Raw genomic sequence first — 22,197 nt, 5'->3', positions numbered from 1 at the left:
ATTAATTCTCCAGAACGTCGAGCAGGCCCAGCGGCAACGGAACGTCCATGGCTTTATCGAACAACAGGTAAAGGCCGACGCTGATCAAGGTCACGACCACCACGCTCAGCTTCCAGCGACCGCCGTACAGACGGGCCATGGGGATGCCGATCAGGATGCTGCTGAGGATGAAACCCAAGGGTTCGAACAGGCCGGCGAAAATAAGGAGCAAAACCGTGCAAGTGGCGATTTTGATCAGGGTAGGGCGGTCCAGTTGAGGGTCTTCTTCGCTGTGGACGAGGGGTGTCGGGCGAAACAGCATGTACAGCAAGCCCAGGCCCATCAGCCCCAGCATCAGCAGGGGAAACGCCCGAGGTCCTACAGGTTCATAGGAAAATGCGGCCTGATAAGGCCAGGCCATGAGCGCAAGACCGACGCACGCCAGCAGCAACGCCGAGGCGAAAATTCGTTGTAAGAGCATGGGTAACTCCTGTGTCGCGTCGCCTCGAATGGGCGACGCAACCACTGATATCAATTGAGTTCAATCACTGAATCAGGCCGAATTCCTTGGCCAGGATCTTGTAGTCGGCGACCTGCTTCTTCACGTACGCGTCCAGTTCCGGGCCCGTCATGGCAAAGGGAAACAGTTCGCGCTGGTCACGTAGCTTGGCGAAGTCATCGGAGGCCAGCAGTTTGTCGAAGGCCGCTTTCCACCAGGCGTAGTCTTCGTCGCTGACTTTTGGCCCGAGGTAGAAGCCGCGTACCACCGGCCAGACGATGTCGTAGCCTTGTTCCTTGGCGGTCGGAATGTCTTTCATTTCCGGCTCGTCCAGGCGTTTTTCGGAGAACACGGCGAGCAAGCGCATGTCTCCGCTAAGGATGTGCGGCATGGAGTCGGAGATGTCGGTGCTGCCTACTTGAATGTGCCCGCCGAGCAACGCGGTGGCGATTTCACCGCCGCCTTCAAGGGCAACATAACGCAGGTCACGCGGGTTGATGCCCGCGGCTTTGGCGATCAGGGCGGTCTGCATCCAGTCTTGGCTGCCGACGGTGCCCCCGGAGCCGATCACCACTTTGCTCGGGTCTTTTTTCAGCGCTTCGACCAGGTCGTTGAGGTTCTTGTAGGGCGAGTCGCTTTTCACGGCGATGGCGCCATAGCTGGTGCCGACCGCCGCGAGCCAGCGCACGGCGTTCTCATCGAAGCGGCCGAACTTGCCCTGTGCCAGGTTCAGCAGCGAGCCGCTGGACCAGGCCACCAGCGTGCCGGCGTCGGCCGGTCGCTGGGCAACCACTGCGTTGTACGCCACTGCGCCGACACCGCCGGGCATGTAGGTCACGCGCATCGGTTTGCTCAGCAGCTTTTCGTTGACCAGCGCGCTCTGTGCCAGCTTGCAGGTCAGGTCAAATCCGCCCCCCGGTGAGGCCGGAGCGATGCATTCCGGGCGCTTGGGTTCAGCCGCGAGCAGTTGGGTAGCCACTAGCATGCAGCTGGCGGCGAGGGCGAAACGACGCAAAGATAAAGTCATGGTTGTCTCCAGGGGAGTTGTTATTTTGGGCCCAGCTGTTCTAACGATTACCAGATCGCGACCGTGTAACTGACGAGCAGGCGCACTTCATCGGCGTCCCGGGCGAAGTTCGATCGGTACGTGGCGTTGCGCAGGCGCACGGCGACGTTTTTCAGCGCGCCGCTCTGTACCACGTATTTGATTTCGCTGTCGCGTTCCCACTCTTTGCCTTCGCCGTCATGGCTCGCCACTTTAGCGTTGTCACCACTGACGTAGCGGCTCATGAATGTCAGGCCGGGGACGCCCAGCTTGGCGAAGTCATAGTCGTAACGCGCTTGCCAGGAATGCTCGTTGGCTTCGGCGAAATCACCGATCTGTACGAAGTTGATGAGGAACGGATCGCTGCCATCCACATACGGGAAGGCGCTGTCACCGGACATGTGCTGATAGCCCGCGCTGAACTTATGACCAGTGAGGCTGTAGCTGACGATGCCATTGAATGATTTGTTGTCGATGTTACCGCCGCGAGCCGAACCCTGATCGCCGCTGACCGCGAAACGCACATCAGTGGCCAGGGTGCCTGGGCCCACGGGTTGCGAGGCGACAAGGCCGACAAAATGCTGGTCGTAGACCTGATCAAGTTGAGCAAAGTGATAGCTGGCAGTGATTTTGTCGGTGAGTTTGTAATCAAACCCGGCCATGTCGAAGTGATCACCCGTCACCGTGCCAGCGAAGCGTTTGTTCTTGTTGTTCAGCGCGATGTCTTCGCTGCTGGTGTCATCGCGGTCCTTGACCTTCTCCAGACGACCGCCGGTAAAAGTCAGGTTCTTGAACTCTCTGGAGGTGAGCATACCGCCTTCAAAGGTCTGCGGCAGGATGCGCCCGTCATTGGGCTTCAACGTTTGCAGCTCAGGGATCAGCGTGCCGACTTTCAGTTCGGTGGCCGAGATTTTCATCTTGCCCGTCAGGCCCCACTTGGAATATTCGTCGGCGGCGCGGCCATTGTCGTGGGTCGGTAGTAGGCCGGTGCCAGTGCGATCCGGGCTTGAGTCGAGCTTGATCCCCAACATGCCAATGGCATCCACGCCGAACCCGACGGTGCCTGCTGTGTAGCCTGACTGGACGTTGAGGATAAAGCCCTGGGCCCACTCGTCGCGCTTGGATTGCTGGGCGCTGGTGCCGTCGCGGAAGTCGCGGTTGAAGTACATGTTGCGGGTTTCCAGGCTGGCGCTGCTGTCGTCGATAAAATCGGCGTAGCTGAGCGGGCTGAAACCGGCAAGGGCAACGGCGCTGGCAAGCGCGGAGGGGTTTAGGCGAAGGGGACGAGCAGGCGAGGCGGCCTGAGTCTGCAAGGACAGCGTCATGAAATACTCCGTTGTTGTTATTATTTTTTTAATAAAACCTTTGAAAACGCTTCAAGGCGCTTTTCAGTTTTGCGGCAGGTATAAGCCACCGTAGCGCGATGCTAGAAGGTGAAACTTTCACTAACCTTTCAGCTGTCGTTGATTTTTTCTGTGCTTCACAGCCAACGATGCGGCTGTAAACTCCGCGCCTTATAAGCCCAAGAATCTGGAGAAGTCGATGCGTGTTCTTCTCGTCGAAGACCATCTGCAATTAGCCGAAAGCGTGGCTCAAGCCCTCAAAAGTATGGGTTTGACCGTGGACGTTTTGCACGATGGGGTGGCCGCCGATTTGGCGTTGAGCAGTGAGGAATATGCCGTCGCGATTCTGGACGTGGGCTTGCCGCGCATGGACGGTTTTGAAGTGTTGGGCCGCTTGCGGGCCCGAGGGAAAAATCTGCCAGTGCTGATGCTGACCGCGCGGAGCGATGTCAAAGATCGTGTGCACGGCCTCAATCTGGGTGCTGATGATTATTTGGCCAAACCCTTTGAACTGACCGAGTTGGAAGCACGGGTCAAGGCGTTGCTCCGCCGTAGCGTGCTCGGCGGCGAACGCCAGCAGCGTTGCGGGGTGCTGGTCTATGACCTCGACACTCGGCGCTTCACCCTGGGCGATGAGCTGCTGGCCCTCACGTCTCGTGAACAGGCGGTGCTTGAAGCGCTAATCGCCCGACCCGGCCGGGTGATGAGTAAAGAACAGTTGGCGGCGCAAGTGTTTGGCCTCGATGAAGATGCCAGTCCCGACGCCATCGAAATCTACGTACACCGCCTGCGCAAAAAGCTTGATGGCCAACCTGTTGTCATTGTTACGTTCCGCGGTCTTGGCTATTTGCTGGAAAGCCGTGATGCTTAAGCTGCCTACCCACAGCAGCCTGCGTTGGCGGTTGTTGTGGAACCTGGGTCTGCTGCTCACCGTATTGATGCTGGCCAGCGGCTTGAGCGCTTACTGGAATGGTCGCGAAGCGGCCGACACGGCCTATGACCGAACCTTGCTGGCGTCGGCGCGAACCATTGCCGCCGGGCTTTCGCAGCGCGACGGCGGTTTGAGCGCGGATGTGCCGTATGTCGCACTGGACACCTTTGCGTATGACAGTGCGGGGCGGATCTATTACCAAGTCAACGACATCGACAAAAAGCTGATCTCTGGCTACGAAAATCTACCCGCGCCGCCGCCGGGCACCTTGCGCACAGATGACTACCCGGCGCTGGCGAGCTTTTACAATGGGCGGTATCAGGGGCAGGACGTACGGGTGGTCAGCCTGCTCAAGCCCGTCAGTGAACCGAACATGAACGGTATGGCGGAGATTCGCGTGGCCGAGACGGAGGAAGCCCGGGTGCGTATGGCGCGCAGCCTGATGGCTGACACGTTATTGCGTCTGGGCATGCTCGGCATGGGCGCGTTGGTGTTGGTGTGGTTCACCGTCAGCGCGGCGTTGCGTCCGCTGGAGCGTTTGCGTACTGCGGTCGAAGAGCGCCAGCCCGACGACCTAAGGGCGTTGCCGCTTGTGGAAGTCCAGCGTGAGTTGCGCCCGCTGGTGGGTGCGCTCAATCACTTCACCGAACGTCTGCGCGTGCAGTTTGAGCGTCAGGCGCAATTCATCGCAGATGCCGCCCATGAGTTACGCACACCATTAGCCGCGCTCAAGGCGCGTATCGAATTGGGGTTGCGTGATACCGATCCGGCAAACTGGCGCACTACTCTGGAATCAGCTGCGCAGGGCACTGATCGTCTGACGCATCTGGCCAATCAATTACTGTCTCTGGCACGTATCGAAAACGGTGCGCGGGCGATTGCTGAAGGGGGCGCCCAGTTGCTCGACTTAAGCCAACTGGCTCGCGAGCTGGGCATGGCCATGGCGCCGCTGGCCCATGCGCGTGGTGTTGCGTTGGCGCTGGAGGCCGAAGACCCTGTGTGGCTGCGCGGCGAGCCGACATTGCTCAACGAATTGCTGAGCAATCTGGTGGATAACGCCCTGGCGCATACTCCGACGGGTGGCAATGTGATTCTGCGGGTGAGGGCACCCTGCATTCTTGAAGTCGAGGACGACGGCCTGGGGATCCCTGAAACAGAGCGTGAACGGGTGTTTGAACGCTTCTATCGGCGTCAGCAGCAGGGTGCAGGGTCAGGCTTGGGTTTGGCGATTGTCGGTGAGATCTGTCGCGCACATCTGGCGCAGATCAGCCTGCATGACGGTGCCGAAGGCGGTTTGAAGGTGCGGGTGAGTTTTGTCCCTGTTCAAAACGGCGCTCAATAGAGCATGTTCATGGCTTCATTCATTTCGGAAACAAGACGGCCATCGCCAAGGTCCAGACCCAGCCGGCCGAAGGCAGGCAAGCTGCTCAGTTCAATTCCAGCATAAGGATGGCTGGTGCCGTGGTAGCTGTGCACCGTTGCAATCTGCACCAGATCGACGTAATCGGCACACTCCGACTGGCGGGTGAAATCCTGGAACTGCCCCGGCACCTTGGCGAGCGGCTCCGGGAACTCCCAGCTGATGAGCAGTTTTTCACCGATAATCGGGTGAATATGCTCGATCACATGGTTGAGGCTGACGGAGTCCGAGAGCAGTTCGTAATGGTCTTCGGCGTACGTCAGGATTGGCAGTACACCAATCAGGTGCACCATGCCCGCCAAGGTCGCTTGATCCGGTTTAAGCTTCGAGTAGGTGCGGCACAGCTTGTAGCTGATACCCGCAACTTGCAGGCTTTGCTTCCAGATATCGCGCATCTTGCGCTCTACCACCTTGGATTTGGCCTGAAACATCTGCTCCACCACCAGTCCGATTGCCAGATTGCAGCTGTAATTGATCCCCAGCCGGGTGATGGCGGTGTGCAGGTCGCTGACCTCGACACTGGCGCGCATCTGCGGGCTATTCACTACTTTGATCAGGCGTGCTGAAAGCGCGGTATCGCCGCCGATTACCTTGCTCAGTTCGCTGACGCTGATGTCAGGATTTTCGGCGGCGAGACGAATTTTCAGCGCAACTTCCGGCAGTGTTGGCAGAAACAGAGCATCGTTATTGATCGCCTTGATCAAGTCCGCTTGCACGTTGTCAGCCATGTCGCTCATGTCGAATCTCTTGGTATTGCGTGATCCGAGCCCTAAGCGCTCGACGAGCGCTTGGGGTGATTTTTCGGTTTTTTGGTTTGAGCGGGGAAGAGGGTACTTGCCGCGATCAACGCTGGGTTTCGAGCTTGGCGTCCAATGTATAAGGCAGGTCGGTCAACAGCAGCGCCGGGCCTTCCAGAGTGCCGAGTCGGATATTCCCGTCCTCCACCGCTTCGGCCTGCAACACCGCCAACAGCTCGATACCGTTGGTTGCCTGCGCGGCAATCACGACTTCGCCCACGGCGCTGGCATGAACCGGCGAGAACAGTGGCGTGCCGGGCTCAGGGATTTCAGCGCCAGTCAGGGTCAAGCGATACAGTCGTCGCTTGAGTTTGCCCAGGTACTGCATGCGCGCGACGATTTCCTGGCCGGTGTAGCAGCCTTTCTTGAAGCTCACGCCGCCCACGGCTTGCAGGTTGATCATCTGCGGAATGAAGGTTTCCCGAGTACCGCCCGTCACTTGACCGATGCCGGCGCGAATCTGACCCAGCAGCCAGTCATTCAATGTGCCCTGAGCCAGTTGCGCCGCAAGACGAGCCCGTACGTTTTCGGCCTGATCGGCCGGCACCCACAGTTCAGTACGGGCAGGAGATACGCGAATGGCGATCAGGCCATTGGCCCGCGTCACGCTGTCTGACGCTTGCGGCACATCCAGCCCCAGCGCTATCAGTGTGTCGTCGCCGTTGCTGAGGCCGAAACGGACCCAGGCCGGGCTTTCGTCGGTCAGCTTTGATTTGGAGAACACCGCATATTTCTTTAAATCAGCCAATTGCGGCTCAATCAGTTCAGACGCCATTGCCAGCAGGCAGCCATCGCCTTCAAGCAGGATGCGGAAGCTCGATTGCATGCGGCCTTTCTGCGTGCAGCGTGCACCCAGGGTCGCGGTGGTGTCGTTCAGGTAATTGAGATTGCAGCTCAATTGGCCCTGTAGGAACTTGCTGGCGTCAGGACCGCGGACGGCGAGAATGCCCTCGTGGGACAGCGTGCAGAAAAAAGCTGAGTCGGCCATTAGTCATCGCAGAGTAAAAAGTCTGGGCACCATGATAGTGCGGTGTCTGCAGAATGGGTACAGGCGCGATCACACGTCGTTGAAAACTGCTGCGACCAAAGCGCAGTGCGCCTTCTGGAACTGCGCCTGTATACTTGCCGCCTATTTGAGGAGCGCTCCATGGTCGATGACGTTGAACTCAACCGGCTTTATTGGCACAGCCGTCGTGGCATGCTTGAGCTGGACGTGTTGCTGGTACCTTTTGTAAGGGAGGTTTATTCCACCCTTAATGCCGAAGATCGCGATCTTTATCGCAAATTGCTGACGTGTGAAGATCAGGATATGTTCGGCTGGTTCATGCAGCGCGCCGAATCTGAAGATCCGGAGCTGCAGCGCATGGTTCGCATGATTCTGGATCGTGTCCAGCCGAAGTGATCGTTTCGAATGCCGTTGGCAGGCCTCACGGCTCCTGCTGACGGCCTATCTGATCGCTCAGGCGTTGGCCCTGGTTTCGTTATATTTTCTTGATGTCCCCGACTGGGCAGGCGCGCTCGGTGTTTTGCTGTGCCTGATGCATGGAGGCTGGGCACTGCCGCGCTTCATTTTACTGAGCAGTCCCTCGGCGTTCACCGGTTTACGCCGTGATGCTGACGGTTGGCAGCTTTGGAGTGCTCGTTCAGGCTGGAAGGCGGTGCAACTGCGTCGAGACAGTCTGGCGCTGCCTTTGGCGGTGGTGCTGCGTTTTCGTCTGGCAGGAGCGTCTGGCGTCGTTGGGCGGCGGGTGCGCAGTGTGTGCATTCCACGCGACGCGTTGGCGCCGGAAGTACACCGGCGTTTGCGCGTGCGGTTGAAGTTCAGCCGACGTAGGTGGGCGGCACCAGAATAGTGTCCAGGGCCTCAGGCAGCATGTCTGGGTAGTCCAGCGTGTAGTGCAATCCCCGGCTTTCCTTGCGTTCCATGGCCGAGCGGATCATCAACTCTGCCACTTGCGCTAGGTTGCGCAGTTCGATCAGGTCGCGGCTGACTTTATAGTTGCTGTAGAACTCGTCGATCTCGTCCAGCAGCAAGCGCACCCGATGCTGGGCACGTTGCAAGCGCTTGTTGGTGCGCACGATACCCACGTAGTCCCACATGAACCGCCGCAACTCATCCCAGTTGTGGGCAATGATCACGTCTTCGTCGGAGTCGGTGACCTGGCTTGCATCCCAGGTCGGTAGCGCCTCAGGCTGGGGTACATTGGGCAGTTGCTCAACGATATCGGCGGCGGCAGAGCGGGCGTAGACGAAGCATTCCAGCAGCGAATTACTGGCCATGCGGTTGGCGCCGTGCAGGCCGGTGAAACTGGTTTCGCCGATGGCGTAAAGGCCTGGCACGTCGGTGCGGCTCTGTTCGTTGACCATCACGCCGCCACATGTGTAATGCGCGGCCGGCACCACCGGGATCGGCTGCTTGGTGATGTCGATGGAAAACTCAAGGCAGCGCTCGTAGACCGTCGGGAAATGGGTCTTGATGAATTCTGCCGGTTTATGGCTGATGTCCAGGTACACGCAATCAACGCCCAGACGCTTCATTTCATGGTCGATAGCTCGGGCCACGATGTCTCGTGGCGCCAGTTCGGCCCGAGGATCGAAGCGCTGCATGAAGCGCTCGCCGTTCGGCAGTTTTAGCCAGGCGCCTTCTCCGCGCAGGGCTTCGGTTACCAGAAAACTTTTGGCTTGTGGGTGATACAGGCAAGTAGGGTGAAACTGGTTGAATTCCAGATTCGCCACCCGGCAACCGGAGCGCCAGGCCATCGCTATGCCGTCACCGCAGGCTCCGTCAGGGTTGCTGGTGTACAGGTAAACCTTCGCCGCGCCACCGGACGCCAAGGCGGTAAAGCGCGCGCCGTAGGTGTCGACTTCGCCGGTGGCGCGATTGAGCACGTAGGCGCCCAGGCACCGTTGACCGTCCAGACCCAAGCGACGTTCGGTGATCAGATCGACCGCGACGCGCTGTTCCAGTAGTTCAATGTTGGGCCTGAGCCGGGCTTGCGCGAGCAGGGTTTTGAAAATCGCAGCGCCTGTTGCATCGGCGGCATGGATGATACGCCGATGGCTATGGCCACCTTCCCGGGTCAGGTGAAACTCGAAACCGCCGTCTTCCGTGGTTGACTGGTCATCGCGAGTAAACGGCACGCCTTGGTCGATCAGCCACTGAATGGCCTCGCGGCTGTGCTCGACGGTGAAGCGCACAGCGTCTTCATGGCACAGGCCACCGCCAGCATTCAGGGTGTCTTCGACATGGGATTGCACGGTGTCGGTGTCGTCCAGCACGGCGGCAACGCCGCCCTGGGCCCAGAATGTCGAGCCGCTGGCCAGGTCGCCCTTGCTCAAAACGGCAACGCGTAAATGGCTCGGTAAGGTTAGCGCAAGGCTCAGCCCTGCGGCACCGCTGCCAATTACCAGGACGTCGTGTTGGAAATGTTGGCTCATGTCTGAATTCCGAGCTTGGCGGGCACTAGTATATAGAGGGGTGGATCGGCACAATAGCCGCGCTTTTATGGCATTGTGAAACCACGGCGGGCTCGGATTGTGCTCCAGTCGGAACGATGATGCACACCGTTTTCCCTGCAAAAGGGTCCGTGTTGCGATTGTTTCAAGGCTGAATCAGCATTTACTCGAGAGCCGCAGTGAGCTTCTTACACCTGAGCGCGGACCCCGGGAACTTTTCATGCACGCCTGGGCTCAATAGCAGGTTGCCTATAAAGGAACATGTTGGGTATTTGCGGGGGGTCAAAAGCAGCTTCCACCACGCGCGTATTCGACGACAAGATTATTCACGTAGCCGGCCATGTCCGGGCTGCGTTTTTCGTGCGGGTCTGATGACTGCCCGCAGGAAACTTGCTGAGAGGGGAGAACTTTTGCGCAAAGCCCGAGTCTATGTTTGCAAGCCTGTTCAAGGGTTGATGCAACACTCCTTCAGCTTCAATGAGGAGCGTTCATGTTGACCCAGGAAGAAGATCAGCAGCTGGTCGAGCGCGTACAACGCGGCGACAAGCGAGCTTTTGATCTGCTCGTGCTGAAATACCAGCACAAGATTCTTGGTTTGATCGTGCGATTTGTGCACGACACCCATGAAGCGCAGGATGTTGCACAGGAGGCCTTTATCAAGGCTTATCGTGCACTGGGTAACTTTCGCGGCGACAGCGCTTTTTATACATGGCTGTACCGCATCGCTATTAATACGGCAAAAAACTATTTGGTGTCGCGCGGTCGGCGACCACCGGACAGCGATGTAAGGTCTGAAGACGCGGAGTTCTACGATGGCGATCATGGCCTCAAGGATATCGAGTCGCCAGAGCGCGCATTGTTGAGGGATGAGATCGAGGGCACTGTCCATCGAACTATCCAGTTACTTCCAGAAGATTTACGGACAGCCCTAACTTTACGTGAATTCGATGGTCTGAGTTACGAGGACATTGCGAGCGTCATGCAGTGTCCGGTGGGTACCGTGCGCTCTCGCATTTTCCGCGCTCGGGAAGCCATAGACAAAGCCCTGCAACCCTTGTTGCAGGACTCCTGAGACAGCGGCGATAGCCAAGAGAGGAACCGCCATGAGTCGTGAAGCCCTGCAGGAATCGCTGTCCGCGGTGATGGATAACGAAGCGGATGAATTGGAATTGCGCCGGGTATTGAATGCCTTCGGCGATGCGGATACACGTGCCACATGGTCGCGTTATCAAGTTGCCCGTGCAGCCATGCACAAAGACTTGTTGCTGCCTCATCTGGATATATCGGCGGCTGTTTCTGCTGCGATCGCCGATGAAGTTACTCCGCTCAAGACAAGCCGTAGCCCTTGGCGCAGCTTGGGCCGACTGGCCGTTGCCGCGTCGGTAACCGTTGCTGTGTTGGCCGGTGTACGTTTGTACAATCAGGACGAAATCGCGGGTGTTGAATTGGCGCAGCAAGCCGCTCAGCCAGCGAATCTGTCGGTACCACAAGTAAAAGGCCCTGCAGTATTGGCCGGTTACAACGAAAGCGCCGAGCAAGCCCCGGGTCCGATGGCCAGTGGTGTCTTGCAAGGTCAGACTGGCTGGCATGATCAGCGTCTGCCAGGCTATCTGCGTCAACATGCTCAGCAAGCCGCTTTGAAGGGCACCGAAAGTGCCTTGCCGTATGCTCGTGCTGCCAGCCTGGAAAACCGTTAAGGAGGATCATGCGCGCCATCCCTCTATTACCGCTTCTACTCGTTGGATGGCTGGTTCTTCCGGCGCATGCCGATGACGCGCAAAACATGCTCAAGCGTTTTGCGCAGGCTGACCAGACACAAAGTTTCCAAGGCACTTTCGTTTACGAGCGTAACGGTAGTTTCTCTACCCACCGTATTTGGCATCGTGTGACTGATGGCAAGGTTCGTGAGCATCTGCTTCAGCTGGATGGTTCTGCACAGGAAGTGCTGCGCGTTGATGGGCTTACCCAATGCGTCAGCGGCACGCTTGTAGCCGGGGTAGTCAATGTGCGCGACTCGTCGGCACGGGGTCTTGACTCGAAAAAGCTATCTGCTTGGTATGACATGAAAGTCGTCGGGAAATCGCGGGTTGCGGGTCGTGATGCAATCATCATTTCGATGACGCCTCGAGATCAACACCGCTACGGCGTCGAATTGCACCTGGACAGCGAAACAGCATTGCCGTTGAAGTCGTTGCTGTTGAACGATAAAGGTCAGCTGCTCGAACGCTTCCAGTTTACCGAGCTTGATACCCGGGACATCCCAACCGATCAAATGCTTGAAGTCAGTCCTGATTGCAAGCCGGTACAGATGGTCAAAACCAGGGACGAAGCACCGAATGTTCGTTCCACGTGGCGCTCTGACTGGTTGCCGGACGGCTTCGAGTTGAGCAGCAGTGCGGTGCGCAAGGATCCGGTTACCAAGACTTTGGTGACTAGTTTGATGTACGACGACGGGCTTGCACGATTCTCTGTTTTTATCGAGCCGTTGAACGGAGATGCTGTTACTGATATCCGGACCCAGTTCGGCCCGACAGTGGCGGTGTCGCGTCGGGTGACGACAGCTGTCGGAGACGCCATGGTCACTGTGGTGGGAGAAATACCGATAGGCACCGCAGAGCGGATTGCGCTCTCGATGCGTAGCGCTGATGATCAAGCCCAGCCAGCCACCAAGTGAGCGGCTGGGTAAGCAAGGATTGGAGGCAGTGCCCGGGATGAGAGACGTTTATTTCAGGCTGTTTTCTCTGCAAGGCAAGCCTGTGCTTGTCTTGCGGCCGAGATGCTGACATGTTTGGTGATACTTCCAGGTTGCAAAAAACTTCGATTTTTTTTATAGGTCATGGCTTGGCAGCTCTGGCCTTCGTCGTTTCTGGGGTAAAAAAATGCCCCACAGAGGCGCGCAGCGATTGCTTGTGATGCGCACATGCTCCGCGGGCCCCTTGGCCCGTACTGTTTAACCATGCTCGTTGTGAACGGGAGCCGTATGTTGATTCCACGCTTGAAGTCTTACCTGTCAATTGTCACTGCAGTCCTGATACTGGGTCAGATGGCCACCGCGCAGGCGGAGGCTTTGCCTGACTTCACCGATCTGGTTGTGCAGGCCTCGCCCGCTGTAGTGAACATCAGTACCCGCCAGAAAATGCCTGAGCGCTCTGTCGCGAACGCTCAAATGCCTGATCTGGAAGGGTTGCCACCTCAGCTTCGAGAGTTCTTTGAACGCAACATGCCTAAGGGGCAACGCACGCCCAAAGGTGATCGTCAGCGCGAAATCCAGTCTTTGGGTTCCGGCTTTATTATTTCTGCCGACGGTTATGTGTTGACCAACAACCATGTCATCGACGGCGCGGATGAAATTCTCGTGCGTCTTTCCGACCGTAGCGAGTTGAAGGCCAAATTGATTGGCACTGATCCGCGTACGGATGTCGCGGTCTTGAAGATCGAGGGCAAAGACCTGCCAGTCGTCAAGATTGGCAACTCCGACAAACTGAAAGTCGGTGAGTGGGTGCTGGCCATTGGTTCACCATTCGGCTTCGATCACTCGGTGACCAAGGGTATCGTCAGCGCCAAGGGCCGCAGCCTGCCGAACGATACTTATGTACCGTTCATCCAGACCGATGTCGCGATCAATCCGGGTAACTCCGGCGGTCCGCTGTTCAACATGTCTGGCGAAGTGGTCGGGATCAACTCCCAGATATTCACCCGCTCCGGTGGTTTCATGGGTTTGTCGTTTGCCATCCCGATCGACGTCGCGATGGATGTCGCGAACCAGTTGAAAGCGGGCGGCAAGGTCAATCGTGGCTGGTTGGGGGTGGTGATTCAGGAGGTCAACAAAGACCTGGCTGAATCCTTCGGTCTGGATAAGCCGGCCGGTGCGTTGGTGGCTCAGGTGTTGGAGAACGGTCCTGCGGCGAAAGGCGGCGTGCTGGTGGGTGACGTTATCCTCAGTGCCAATGGTCAGCCGATTGTGATGTCTGCCGACTTGCCACATCTGGTCGGCAATCTGAAAGACGGCAGCAAGGCCGATCTGGAAGTGATCCGTGACGGCAAGCGTAAACACTTGACCGTGACCATCGGCGCGCTGCCCGAAGAAGGTCAGGAAATGGATGTTCCGGATTCTGGCGTCGAGCGCAGCAGCAATCGCCTGGGTGTGTCGGTAGCCGATCTGACCGCTGAACAGAAAAAAAGCTACGACCTCAAGGGTGGCGTGGTCATCAAGGAAGTGCAGGACGGTCCTGCAGCCTTGATCGGCTTGCAACCGGGCGATGTGATCACTCATCTGAACAATCAGGCGATCACGTCGGCCACGAACTTCACCGAGGTTGCCAAGGAGTTGCCGAAGAATCGTTCCGTGTCCATGCGCGTTCTGCGTCAGGGTCGGGCTAGCTTCATCACCTTCAAATTGGCCGAGTAACAGATTGGCGTGACGAAAAGGGCGGTGATCACCGCCCTTTTTTGCACCTGTCGTCCAGAGAATGCGGTTACTGACCGCTGGTGTGGCCTGCGAACGTGACGCCCCAGTCTTCCATCAGGTACAATTCCCGGCTATTTTTCGGCGGGCAATCTGCCTGCAACCTTTTTGAGTGTTGATCCGTGAGTGATTTGAGTCATATCCGCAATTTCTCCATCATCGCCCACATTGACCATGGCAAGTCGACGCTGGCCGACCGCTTCATTCAGATGTGCGGTGGCTTGTCCGAGCGCGAAATGGAAGCTCAAGTCCTCGATTCCATGGACCTGGAACGCGAACGCGGCATCACCATCAAGGCCCATAGCGTTACCCTGTATTACAAAGCGCTGGACGGCAAAACCTACCAGCTGAACTTCATCGACACCCCAGGTCACGTAGACTTCACCTATGAAGTCAGCCGGTCTCTTGCGGCCTGCGAAGGCGCGTTGTTGGTTGTCGATGCGGGTCAAGGGGTCGAAGCCCAGTCCGTCGCTAACTGCTACACCGCTATCGAGCAGGGCCTTGAGGTCATGCCGGTACTCAACAAGATCGACTTGCCGCAGGCCGACCCGGACCGCGTCAAGGAAGAAATCGAGAAAATCATCGGTATCGATGCAACCGACGCGGTCGCCTGCTCGGCCAAGACCGGTCTGGGCGTCGATGAAGTGCTTGAACGTCTGGTTCACACCATTCCCGCGCCGACCGGCAACATCGAAGATCCGCTGCAAGCGTTGATCATCGATTCCTGGTTTGACAACTACCTGGGCGTTGTCTCGCTGGTGCGTGTACGCCACGGTTGCGTACGCAAGGGCGACAAAATCCTGGTCAAGTCCACCGGCAAGGTGCATCTGGTCGACAGCGTGGGTGTTTTCTCCCCCAAACATACGCAGACCGTTGACCTGAAAGCCGGTGAAGTAGGCTTCATCATCGCGGGTATCAAGGATATTCACGGCGCCCCTGTCGGCGACACCCTGACCTTGAACACTACGCCCGACGTGGATGTACTGCCAGGCTTCAAACGTGTTCAGCCGCAGGTGTATGCCGGTCTGTTCCCGGTCAGCTCGGATGACTTCGAGGACTTCCGCGAAGCGTTGCAAAAACTGACGCTCAACGACTCGTCCCTGCAGTATTCGCCAGAAAGCTCCGACGCACTGGGTTTCGGCTTCCGTTGCGGATTCCTGGGCATGCTCCACATGGAGATCATCCAGGAGCGTCTGGAGCGCGAGTACGATCTGGACCTGATCACCACCGCGCCAACGGTAATTTTTGAATTACTGTTGAAGACCGGTGAAACGATTTACGTCGACAACCCGTCCAAGCTTCCTGATCAGTCCGTAATCGAAGACATGCGCGAGCCGATCGTGCGGGCGAATATTCTTGTGCCGCAAGAGCACCTGGGCAACGTCATTACATTGTGCATTGAAAAGCGTGGTGTACAGCACGACATGTTGTTCCTGGGGACTCAGGTGCAAGTGACTTACGACCTGCCGATGAACGAAGTGGTCCTGGACTTCTTCGACCGTCTCAAGTCAGTGAGCCGTGGTTATGCGTCTCTGGACTATCATTTCAACCGTTATCAGTCAGCAAATCTGGTCAAGCTCGATGTATTGATCAACGGTGAAAAAGTCGACGCCCTGGCGTTGATCGTGCATCGCGATACGGCGAATTATAAAGGTCGCGCGTTGACCGAAAAGATGAAGGAACTGATCCCGCGGCAGATGTTCGACGTAGCAATCCAGGCCGCCATTGGCGGGCAGGTTATAGCGCGTACATCCGTCAAGGCACTCAGAAAGAACGTACTGGCCAAATGTTACGGCGGTGACGTAAGCCGTAAGCGTAAACTGCTCGAGAAGCAAAAGGCCGGTAAAAAACGCATGAAGCAAGTAGGTAACGTGGAAATTCCACAGGAAGCCTTCCTTGCAGTGCTCAGGTTGGATAGTTAGGTCCTATGTCACTAAATTTCCCGCTGTTGTTGGTCATCGCTGTCGTCGTATGCGGTTCACTTGCATTGCTCGATTTGCTCATTCTGGCACCACGCCGGCGGACTGCCATCGCGACTTATCAGGGCAGCGTCAGCCAGCCGGATGTCGCGGTATTGGAACGCCTGGACAAAGAGCCTTTGCTGGTTGAATACGGCAAATCATTCTTTCCGGTGCTGTTTATCGTGCTGGTGCTGCGCTCATTTCTGGTCGAGCCCTTCCAGATCCCTTCAGGGTCGATGAAGCCAACACTGGACGTGGGTGATTTCATCCTCGTGAACAAGTTCTCCTACGGTATTCGCCTGCCGGTGCTGGATCAGAAAGTGATTCGGATCGGTGATCCTCAACGCGGCGATGTGATGGTGTTCCGTTACCCAAGCGACCCGACCGTCAACTACATCAAGCGTGTGGTCGGTTTGCCAGGTGATCAGATCCGTTACACCAGCGACAAGCGTCTGTTCGTCAACGGTGATTTGGTGGCCAAACAACTGATTGGCTCCGAGCCGGGGACCTTGGGCAGCGCGGATCTTTATCTTGAGCAGCTTGGTGCCGTTGAACACCAGATTCGCCAGGAAATGAGCCGCTACCGTGCACCACCAGATCATGAGTGGACTGTGCCGGCCGGGCACTACTTCATGATGGGTGACAACCGGGACAACTCGAACGACAGCCGTTTCTGGGATGATCCAAACATTCCCAAGGATGAGCTGGGCATGGTTCCCGACAAGAATATCGTCGGCAAGGCCTTTGCTGTCTGGATGAGCTGGCCTGAGCCGAAACTGAGCCACCTGCCGAACTTCTCGCGGGTTGGGCTGATCAAGTAGCCAATACGGCGCTGTACTCAACAGCGCCGTACGTCGTTTGGGCTGCGTTGAAACGATGGCAATGGAACACCTTGCCGGCACTATGGAACAGCTACGCTTGAGGTCGAACATGACACCTGCCGGTTCGCAGAAAGGCTTGTCGTTCGTGGGGTGGTTGCTGGCTTTGGCTTTGATCGCGTTTGCGGCAAGCACGGCCTTCAAACTGATTCCGCATTACCTCGACTATATGTCGATGAAGAAAATCATTAGCTCGGTCGAAACCGACAAAACGCTGGAAATTACAACGGTCAGCGATTTTTACAGCCATGTCAGTAAAGGCATGCAGGTCAACAGCATTCGGGATTTGGATTTGAACAAGGCGTTAAGTGTAACGGTGGAGAACAACAAGTTTCTCGCCCATTTGAAATACGAAAATCGTGAGCCACTGATCCAGAACATTGATCTGGTGGTCAAGTTCGACCACGAATTCAGCGTGGGCAAACCGTGAGCGTTTCCTTGAGTCGCCTGGAGCGTCAGCTCGGCTACACCTTTAAAGACCAGGAACTGATGATCCTGGCCCTGACTCACCGCAGTTTTGCCGGGCGTAATAACGAGCGCCTGGAATTCCTCGGCGATGCCATTCTCAATTTCGTCGCCGGTGAAGCCTTGTTCGACCGCTTCCCTCTGGCGCGCGAAGGCCAGTTGTCGCGCTTGCGGGCGCGGCTGGTGAAGGGCGAGACACTGGCCCTGCTGGCCCGTGGTTTCGACTTGGGCGAGTACTTGCGCCTGGGCTCCGGCGAATTGAAAAGCGGTGGTTTTCGCCGCGAATCGATTCTGGCCGACGCCCTGGAAGCGCTGATCGGTGCTATCTACCTGGATGCTGGCATGGACATGGCGCGTGAGCGCGTGTTGGCCTGGCTGACCACCGAGTTCGACAGCCTGACCCTGGTCGATACCAACAAAGATCCTAAAACCCGGCTGCAGGAGTTTCTCCAGTCGCGTGCCTGTGACCTGCCGCGTTACGAAGTGGTGGATATCCAGGGCGAGCCGCACTGCCGAATGTTTTTCGTCGAGTGCGAGATTAACTTATTGAATGAAAAAAGCCGGGGTCAGGGTGTTAGCCGTCGTATTGCCGAACAGGTAGCAGCGGCCGCAGCACTCATTGCCCTTGGCGTGGAGAACGGCCATGACTGATTCAACTGCAACACGCTGTGGCTATGTTGCCATTGTTGGCCGGCCCAACGTGGGCAAGTCCACGCTGCTGAACCACATCCTTGGGCAAAAACTGGCGATCACGTCGCGCAAGCCGCAGACCACTCGCCACAACATGCTCGGTATCAAGACCGAAGGCTTGGTACAGGCGGTCTACGTCGATACCCCGGGCATGCACAAGAACGGCGAGAAAGCGCTCAACCGTTACATGAACAAGACTGCCTCGGCCGCGTTGAAAGACGTCGACGTGGTGATTTTCGTGGTTGACCGTACCCGTTGGACCGATGAAGACCAGATGGTGCTCGAGCGTGTGCAATACGTGCAAGGCCCGGTGATTCTCGCGATCAACAAGACTGACCGCCTTGAAGACAAAGCCGCGCTGATGCCGCACCTGGAGTGGCTGCAAGGCCAACTGCCGAATGCGCAGATCGTGCCGATTTCTGCTCAACAGGGTCATAACCTCGAAGCACTTGAAGGCCTGATCGCCGCCCATTTGCCGGAAAACGATCACTTTTTCCCGGAAGATCAAATCACCGACCGCAGCAGCCGTTTCCTGGCCGCCGAGTTGGTCCGCGAGAAGATCATGCGTCAGCTCGGTGCCGAGTTGCCATACCAGATCACCGTGGAAATCGAAGAATTCAAGCAGCAGGGCAAGACCCTGCACATCCACGCGCTGATTCTGGTCGAGCGTGATGGTCAGAAAAAAATCATCATTGGCGACAAAGGTGAGCGGATCAAACGTATCGGCACAGATGCACGCCGGGACATGGAGTTGTTGTTTGACTCCAAGGTCATGCTCAACCTGTGGGTCAAGGTCAAAGGTGGCTGGTCCGATGACGAGCGCGCCCTGCGTTCGTTGGGCTACGGCGACCTGTAAGTCTCATGGCCTGGTGATTGGTCGCTTAGCCGTCGATCACCGGGCAACGCCGCATCTTTTCCTGGCTATGCCCTTCCTACTGCTGCGATCTGCGAGCCTGCCTGAACGATGAGCACGCCCACCGGCCAACTTGCTTATGTGCTGCACAGCCGGGCGTACCGCGAAAGCAGCGCATTGGTCGATTTCCTTACCCCGCAAGGCCGATTGCGAGCTGTGCTGCGCAGCGCTCGCGGCAAGGCCGGCACCCTGGCACGTCCCTTTGTCCCGCTTGAAATCGAGTTTCGCGGGCGGGGCGAACTGAAAAATGTCGGGCGCATGGAAAGCGCAGGCCTTTCCACCTGGCTGGTTGGCGAAGCCTTGTTCAGCGGTCTTTACTTGAATGAACTGCTGATCCGTCTGCTGCCCGCCGAAGATCCTCACCCCGCTGTTTTCGATCATTACGCCGCCACCTTGCTGGCACTGGCTGAAGGTCGGCCGCTCGAACCCTTGTTGCGCTCCTTTGAATGGCGACTGCTCGATGATCTGGGCTACGGCTTCGATCTGGACGCTGACATCAACGGTGATCCGGTGGAAGCCGACGGCTTGTATCGCTTGCAAGTGGATGCCGGGCTGGAGCGAGTATGGTTGTTGCAGCCGGGGCTGTTTCAGGGGGCTGAGTTGTTGGCCATGGCTGAAGCCGATTGGAGCGCCACGGGTGCTCTGGCAGCAGCCAAGCGATTGATGCGTCAAGCGTTGGCCGTGCACCTTGGCGGTCGCCCGTTAGTCAGCCGTGAACTGTTTCGCAAGCCGTGAGCAAGCTTTATGCTTGCGCGGTCTGTTTTGATCAAATTTCTAGGAGCGATCCGTGACCCATAACACTCGCATTCTTCTTGGCGTGAACATCGACCATGTCGCCACCCTGCGTCAGGCCCGTGGTACCCGCTATCCGGACCCGGTGAAAGCAGCGCTGGATGCTGAAGAGGCGGGTGCCGATGGCATCACCGTGCATTTGCGTGAAGACCGTCGGCATATTCAGGAGCGCGACGTACTGTTGCTCAAGGATGTACTGCAAACACGCATGAACTTCGAAATGGGCGTCACCGAAGAAATGCTCGCGTTCGCCGAGCGTCTGCGTCCGGCACACATTTGCCTGGTCCCGGAAACCCGTCAGGAACTGACCACCGAAGGCGGTCTGGACGTTGCCGGTCAAGAGGCGCGGATCAAGGCTGCAGTGGACCGTCTGGCGAAAGTCGGCTGTGAAGTATCGTTGTTCATCGACCCTGATGAGCGGCAGATAGCCGCGTCGAAACGCATAGGTGCGCCCGCCATCGAGTTGCACACCGGCCGTTATGCCGACGCGCAAACACCGAGCGAAGTCGCGGAAGAATTGAAACGCATCGCTGACGGGGTGGCGTTTGGCCTGGCCCAGGGCCTGATCGTCAACGCGGGTCACGGTTTGCACTACCACAACGTCGAAGCGGTGGCGGCGATTAAGGGCATCAACGAGTTGAACATTGGCCACGCGCTGGTGGCTCATGCGCTTTTCGTCGGCTTCAAGTCCGCCGTGGCTGAAATGAAGGCATTGATACTGGCAGCGGCTGCCAAGGGCTGAATTAGATAGACCTCCATTCAACCCATTCGCGAAGACCGATTTTCAGACGATGAGGTCTAAGGCTTGCGCGCCACGATCACCGCGCGCATCGGTGCGGGCAGGCCTTCCACCGTGCGACTGTGGTCGGCCGGGTCGAGGTAGTCGCTCAATGACTGAAAGCGCATCCAGTCGGTGCCACGCTGTTCCTCGACGGTGGTAATGCTGACATCCACGCAGCGCACATCGACAAATCCGGCACGGCGCAACCATAGTTCAAGGGCCGGTACCGACGGCAGGAACCAGACGTTGCGCATCTGCGCGTAGCGATCTTCCGGCACCAGCACTTGCTGCACATCACCTTTCACCACTAACGTCTCCAGCACCAGTTCGCCACCTTTGACCAGGCAGTCTTTCAACGCCAGTAAATGGTCAATGGGAGAGCGCCGGTGATAAAGCACGCCCATGGAAAATACTGTGTCGAAGCCTTCGAGATTGGCTGGCAGGTCTTCCAGGGCGAACGGCAGGTGCCAGGCAGGCAGGTCGGGCAAATAGCGCTGCATCGCCTGGAACTGGCAAAAGAACAGCCAGTTTGGATCGACGCCGATCACGCTGTCGGCCCCGGCACCGAGCATGCGCCATTGGTAATAGCCGTTGCCGCAACCCACATCCAGTACGCGCTTGCCCTTTAAATCGAGGTGCGGTGACACCCGCGACCATTTCCAGTCCGAGCGCCATTCGGTGTCGATATGCACACCAAACACATCGAACGGTCCTTTGCGCCACGGTGACAGGCCCATCAGCGCGTTGTGCAACTGCGCCCGCGTATCGGCATCGCAGTCGTTATCAAGGGTGAAGCTTTCAACCAGATCAATGCGTGTCGGCACTAATTCAGGCAGGGCGTCCAGCGCGCTTTGCCAGCGCTGCAGGTCGCCGTGGCTTTTGCTCATTTTGGCATCAAGTTGTGCTTGCAGGCCGTTGGCCCATTCAGCCAGGGGAGTGTCCGCCAAACGGCGGACCAGTGGAGCGAGATCAATCATGGCAGGGCAATCAACGAGGCAAAGTTAAGGCATTGAAACCATGGGACCACCTTGGAAAATCCGGCCGCCAATAGGCGATCACGGTGTTCTTCGAGGCTGTCTGGTTTCATGACGTTTTCAATGGCGCTGCGCTTCTGGGAAATCTCCAGGTCGCTGTAGCCGTTGGCGCGTTTGAACGCGATGTGTAAATCAGTGAGCAGGGCATGTTCCTGATCATCGTTAAAACGCAGTTTTTCCGAAAGAATCAGCGCGCCACCGGGCACCAGTGCCTGGCGGATGCGACCGAGTAAAGCCAACCGTTGTTCCGGGGCAATGAACTGCAAGGTGAAGTTCAGCGCCACCACCGAAGCGGGCTGGAATTGCAGCGCAAGAATATCGCCCTCAATCACTTCAACCGGCAACAACTCCTGGAACATCGAGTCTTGAGCTTTCAGGTATTCACGGCAGCGCTCAACCATCGCGCTCGAGTTATCCACAGCGATCACGCGACAGCCTTCACTGCGCACGTGACGGCGCAACGATTGGGTGACGGCACCGAGGGAGCTGCCCAGGTCATAAAGAATGCTATTAGGTTGAGCGAATTGCGCCGCAAGCACACCCAGGTTTTCGACAATAGTCGGGTAGCCCGGTACCGAACGTTTGATCATGTCCGGAAACACCCGCACCACGTCCTCGTTAAAGGCGAAGTCCGGCACCTGGGCCAGGGGCTGGGCGAAAATGCGGTCGGGTTCTTTGCTCACGGCGGTTCCAGCGGAGAGGGCGAAAAGGCCGGCATTTTAGCCAGTTTGCGCTCAGGATGCGACGT

23 protein-coding genes are annotated in these 22,197 nt (G+C 57.5%); 15 read left to right on the top strand and 8 right to left on the bottom strand.

The window, feature by feature from the left end; all coding sequences use genetic code 11:
• Position 1: 1 nt before the first annotated feature.
• The 3 genes from RHM55_RS09840 to RHM55_RS09830 form a co-directional block, all read right to left on the bottom strand.
• The gene (locus RHM55_RS09840; protein WP_322181549.1) at positions 2-460 is read right to left on the bottom strand and encodes a tripartite tricarboxylate transporter TctB family protein; all 459 of its coding nucleotides are present in this window, start codon (positions 458-460) and stop codon (positions 2-4) included.
• A gap of 64 nt (positions 461-524) precedes the next feature.
• On the bottom strand, positions 525-1,505 hold the full coding sequence (locus RHM55_RS09835) for a tripartite tricarboxylate transporter substrate binding protein (RefSeq protein ID WP_322181547.1): 981 nt from the start codon (positions 1,503-1,505) through the stop codon (positions 525-527).
• A 47-nt stretch (positions 1,506-1,552) separates the two neighbouring features.
• Positions 1,553-2,848 carry an OprD family porin gene (locus RHM55_RS09830; RefSeq protein WP_322181545.1) on the bottom strand — a complete coding sequence of 432 codons (1,296 nt, stop codon included), beginning with the start codon at positions 2,846-2,848 and terminating at the stop codon, positions 1,553-1,555.
• 217 nt (positions 2,849-3,065) lie between these two features.
• On the opposite strand from RHM55_RS09830, the gene RHM55_RS09825 reads away from it, so the two are divergent.
• Both RHM55_RS09825 and RHM55_RS09820 read left to right on the top strand, forming a co-directional pair.
• Positions 3,066-3,737 carry a response regulator gene (locus tag RHM55_RS09825; protein ID WP_322181543.1) on the top strand — a complete coding sequence of 224 codons (672 nt, stop codon included), beginning with the start codon at positions 3,066-3,068 and terminating at the stop codon, positions 3,735-3,737.
• Entirely contained in the window at positions 3,730-5,139 is a 1,410-nt protein-coding gene (locus tag RHM55_RS09820; protein WP_322181541.1) for a sensor histidine kinase, read from the top strand. Before RHM55_RS09825 ends, RHM55_RS09820 begins: the two co-directional genes overlap by 8 nt.
• Here RHM55_RS09820 and RHM55_RS09815 read toward each other — a convergent pair.
• Entirely contained in the window at positions 5,133-5,954 is an 822-nt protein-coding gene (locus RHM55_RS09815; protein WP_322181539.1) for an HDOD domain-containing protein, read from the bottom strand. The genes RHM55_RS09820 and RHM55_RS09815 overlap by 7 nt on opposite strands.
• Before the next feature lie 106 nt (positions 5,955-6,060).
• Positions 6,061-7,002, bottom strand: a complete 942-nt coding sequence (locus RHM55_RS09810; protein WP_322181537.1) for a folate-binding protein YgfZ — start codon at positions 7,000-7,002, stop codon at positions 6,061-6,063.
• A 159-nt stretch (positions 7,003-7,161) separates the two neighbouring features.
• Here RHM55_RS09810 and RHM55_RS09805 point away from each other — a divergent pair, with 159 nt between their 5' ends.
• Both RHM55_RS09805 and RHM55_RS09800 read left to right on the top strand, forming a co-directional pair.
• Positions 7,162-7,416 (top strand): succinate dehydrogenase assembly factor 2, encoded by a 255-nt coding sequence (locus tag RHM55_RS09805; protein WP_322181535.1) that lies wholly within the window; start codon positions 7,162-7,164, stop codon positions 7,414-7,416.
• A complete protein-coding gene (locus tag RHM55_RS09800) occupies positions 7,400-7,867 on the top strand; it encodes a protein YgfX (RefSeq protein ID WP_322181533.1) in 468 nt (155 codons plus the stop codon). Before RHM55_RS09805 ends, RHM55_RS09800 begins: the two co-directional genes overlap by 17 nt.
• Here the strand turns inward: RHM55_RS09800 and nadB are convergent.
• Entirely contained in the window at positions 7,836-9,452 is a 1,617-nt protein-coding gene (gene nadB / locus RHM55_RS09795; protein ID WP_322181531.1) for an L-aspartate oxidase, read from the bottom strand. The two genes, RHM55_RS09800 and nadB, sit on opposite strands and share 32 nt — an antisense overlap.
• 508 nt (positions 9,453-9,960) lie before the next feature.
• Between nadB and rpoE the strand changes: the two genes are divergently transcribed.
• The 11 genes from rpoE to pdxJ all read left to right on the top strand — a co-directional run bounded on the left by rpoE (position 9,961) and on the right by pdxJ (position 20,376).
• Entirely contained in the window at positions 9,961-10,542 is a 582-nt protein-coding gene (gene rpoE, locus RHM55_RS09790; protein WP_219062107.1) for an RNA polymerase sigma factor RpoE, read from the top strand.
• A 31-nt stretch (positions 10,543-10,573) separates the two neighbouring features.
• Entirely contained in the window at positions 10,574-11,167 is a 594-nt protein-coding gene (locus tag RHM55_RS09785; RefSeq protein ID WP_322181529.1) for an anti sigma-E factor RseA C-terminal domain-containing protein, read from the top strand.
• Positions 11,168-11,175: 8 nt separating this feature from the next.
• Complete coding sequence (locus RHM55_RS09780) at positions 11,176-12,144, top strand: MucB/RseB C-terminal domain-containing protein (RefSeq protein WP_322181527.1); 969 nt, start codon at positions 11,176-11,178, stop codon at positions 12,142-12,144.
• 312 nt (positions 12,145-12,456) lie between these two features.
• Positions 12,457-13,878, top strand: a complete 1,422-nt coding sequence (locus RHM55_RS09775) for a DegQ family serine endoprotease (RefSeq protein ID WP_322182832.1) — start codon at positions 12,457-12,459, stop codon at positions 13,876-13,878.
• A 179-nt stretch (positions 13,879-14,057) separates the two neighbouring features.
• Positions 14,058-15,857: a translation elongation factor 4 gene (lepA, locus tag RHM55_RS09770; protein WP_322181525.1), complete on the top strand. Its 1,800-nt coding sequence runs from the start codon at positions 14,058-14,060 to the stop codon at positions 15,855-15,857.
• A gap of 5 nt (positions 15,858-15,862) precedes the next feature.
• Positions 15,863-16,717, top strand: coding sequence for a signal peptidase I (gene lepB, locus RHM55_RS09765; protein ID WP_322181523.1), 855 nt, complete (start codon positions 15,863-15,865; stop codon positions 16,715-16,717).
• Positions 16,718-16,826: 109 nt separating this feature from the next.
• The gene (locus RHM55_RS09760) at positions 16,827-17,204 is read left to right on the top strand and encodes a DUF4845 domain-containing protein (protein WP_322181521.1); all 378 of its coding nucleotides are present in this window, start codon (positions 16,827-16,829) and stop codon (positions 17,202-17,204) included.
• Positions 17,201-17,890 carry a ribonuclease III gene (rnc, locus tag RHM55_RS09755; RefSeq protein ID WP_322181519.1) on the top strand — a complete coding sequence of 230 codons (690 nt, stop codon included), beginning with the start codon at positions 17,201-17,203 and terminating at the stop codon, positions 17,888-17,890. The genes RHM55_RS09760 and rnc overlap by 4 nt, the downstream gene beginning before the upstream one ends.
• On the top strand, positions 17,883-18,785 hold the full coding sequence (gene era / locus RHM55_RS09750) for a GTPase Era (protein ID WP_322181517.1): 903 nt from the start codon (positions 17,883-17,885) through the stop codon (positions 18,783-18,785). Before rnc ends, era begins: the two co-directional genes overlap by 8 nt.
• A gap of 108 nt (positions 18,786-18,893) precedes the next feature.
• Complete coding sequence (gene recO / locus RHM55_RS09745) at positions 18,894-19,577, top strand: DNA repair protein RecO (RefSeq protein ID WP_219062098.1); 684 nt, start codon at positions 18,894-18,896, stop codon at positions 19,575-19,577.
• Positions 19,578-19,629: 52 nt separating this feature from the next.
• Complete coding sequence (gene pdxJ / locus RHM55_RS09740; RefSeq protein WP_322181514.1) at positions 19,630-20,376, top strand: pyridoxine 5'-phosphate synthase; 747 nt, start codon at positions 19,630-19,632, stop codon at positions 20,374-20,376.
• A 56-nt stretch (positions 20,377-20,432) separates the two neighbouring features.
• Here the strand turns inward: pdxJ and cmoB are convergent, their stop codons facing one another.
• Both cmoB and cmoA read right to left on the bottom strand, forming a co-directional pair.
• Positions 20,433-21,392 (bottom strand): tRNA 5-methoxyuridine(34)/uridine 5-oxyacetic acid(34) synthase CmoB, encoded by a 960-nt coding sequence (gene cmoB / locus RHM55_RS09735; RefSeq protein WP_322181512.1) that lies wholly within the window; start codon positions 21,390-21,392, stop codon positions 20,433-20,435.
• Complete coding sequence (gene cmoA, locus RHM55_RS09730; RefSeq protein ID WP_322181510.1) at positions 21,389-22,132, bottom strand: carboxy-S-adenosyl-L-methionine synthase CmoA; 744 nt, start codon at positions 22,130-22,132, stop codon at positions 21,389-21,391. The genes cmoB and cmoA overlap by 4 nt, the downstream gene beginning before the upstream one ends.
• Positions 22,133-22,197: the final 65 nt, after the last annotated feature.

The organism is Pseudomonas sp. MH9.2 (assembly GCF_034353875.1).
GTDB lineage: Bacteria > Pseudomonadota > Gammaproteobacteria > Pseudomonadales > Pseudomonadaceae > Aquipseudomonas.
This window is presented reverse-complemented; position numbering and strand designations above follow the sequence as displayed.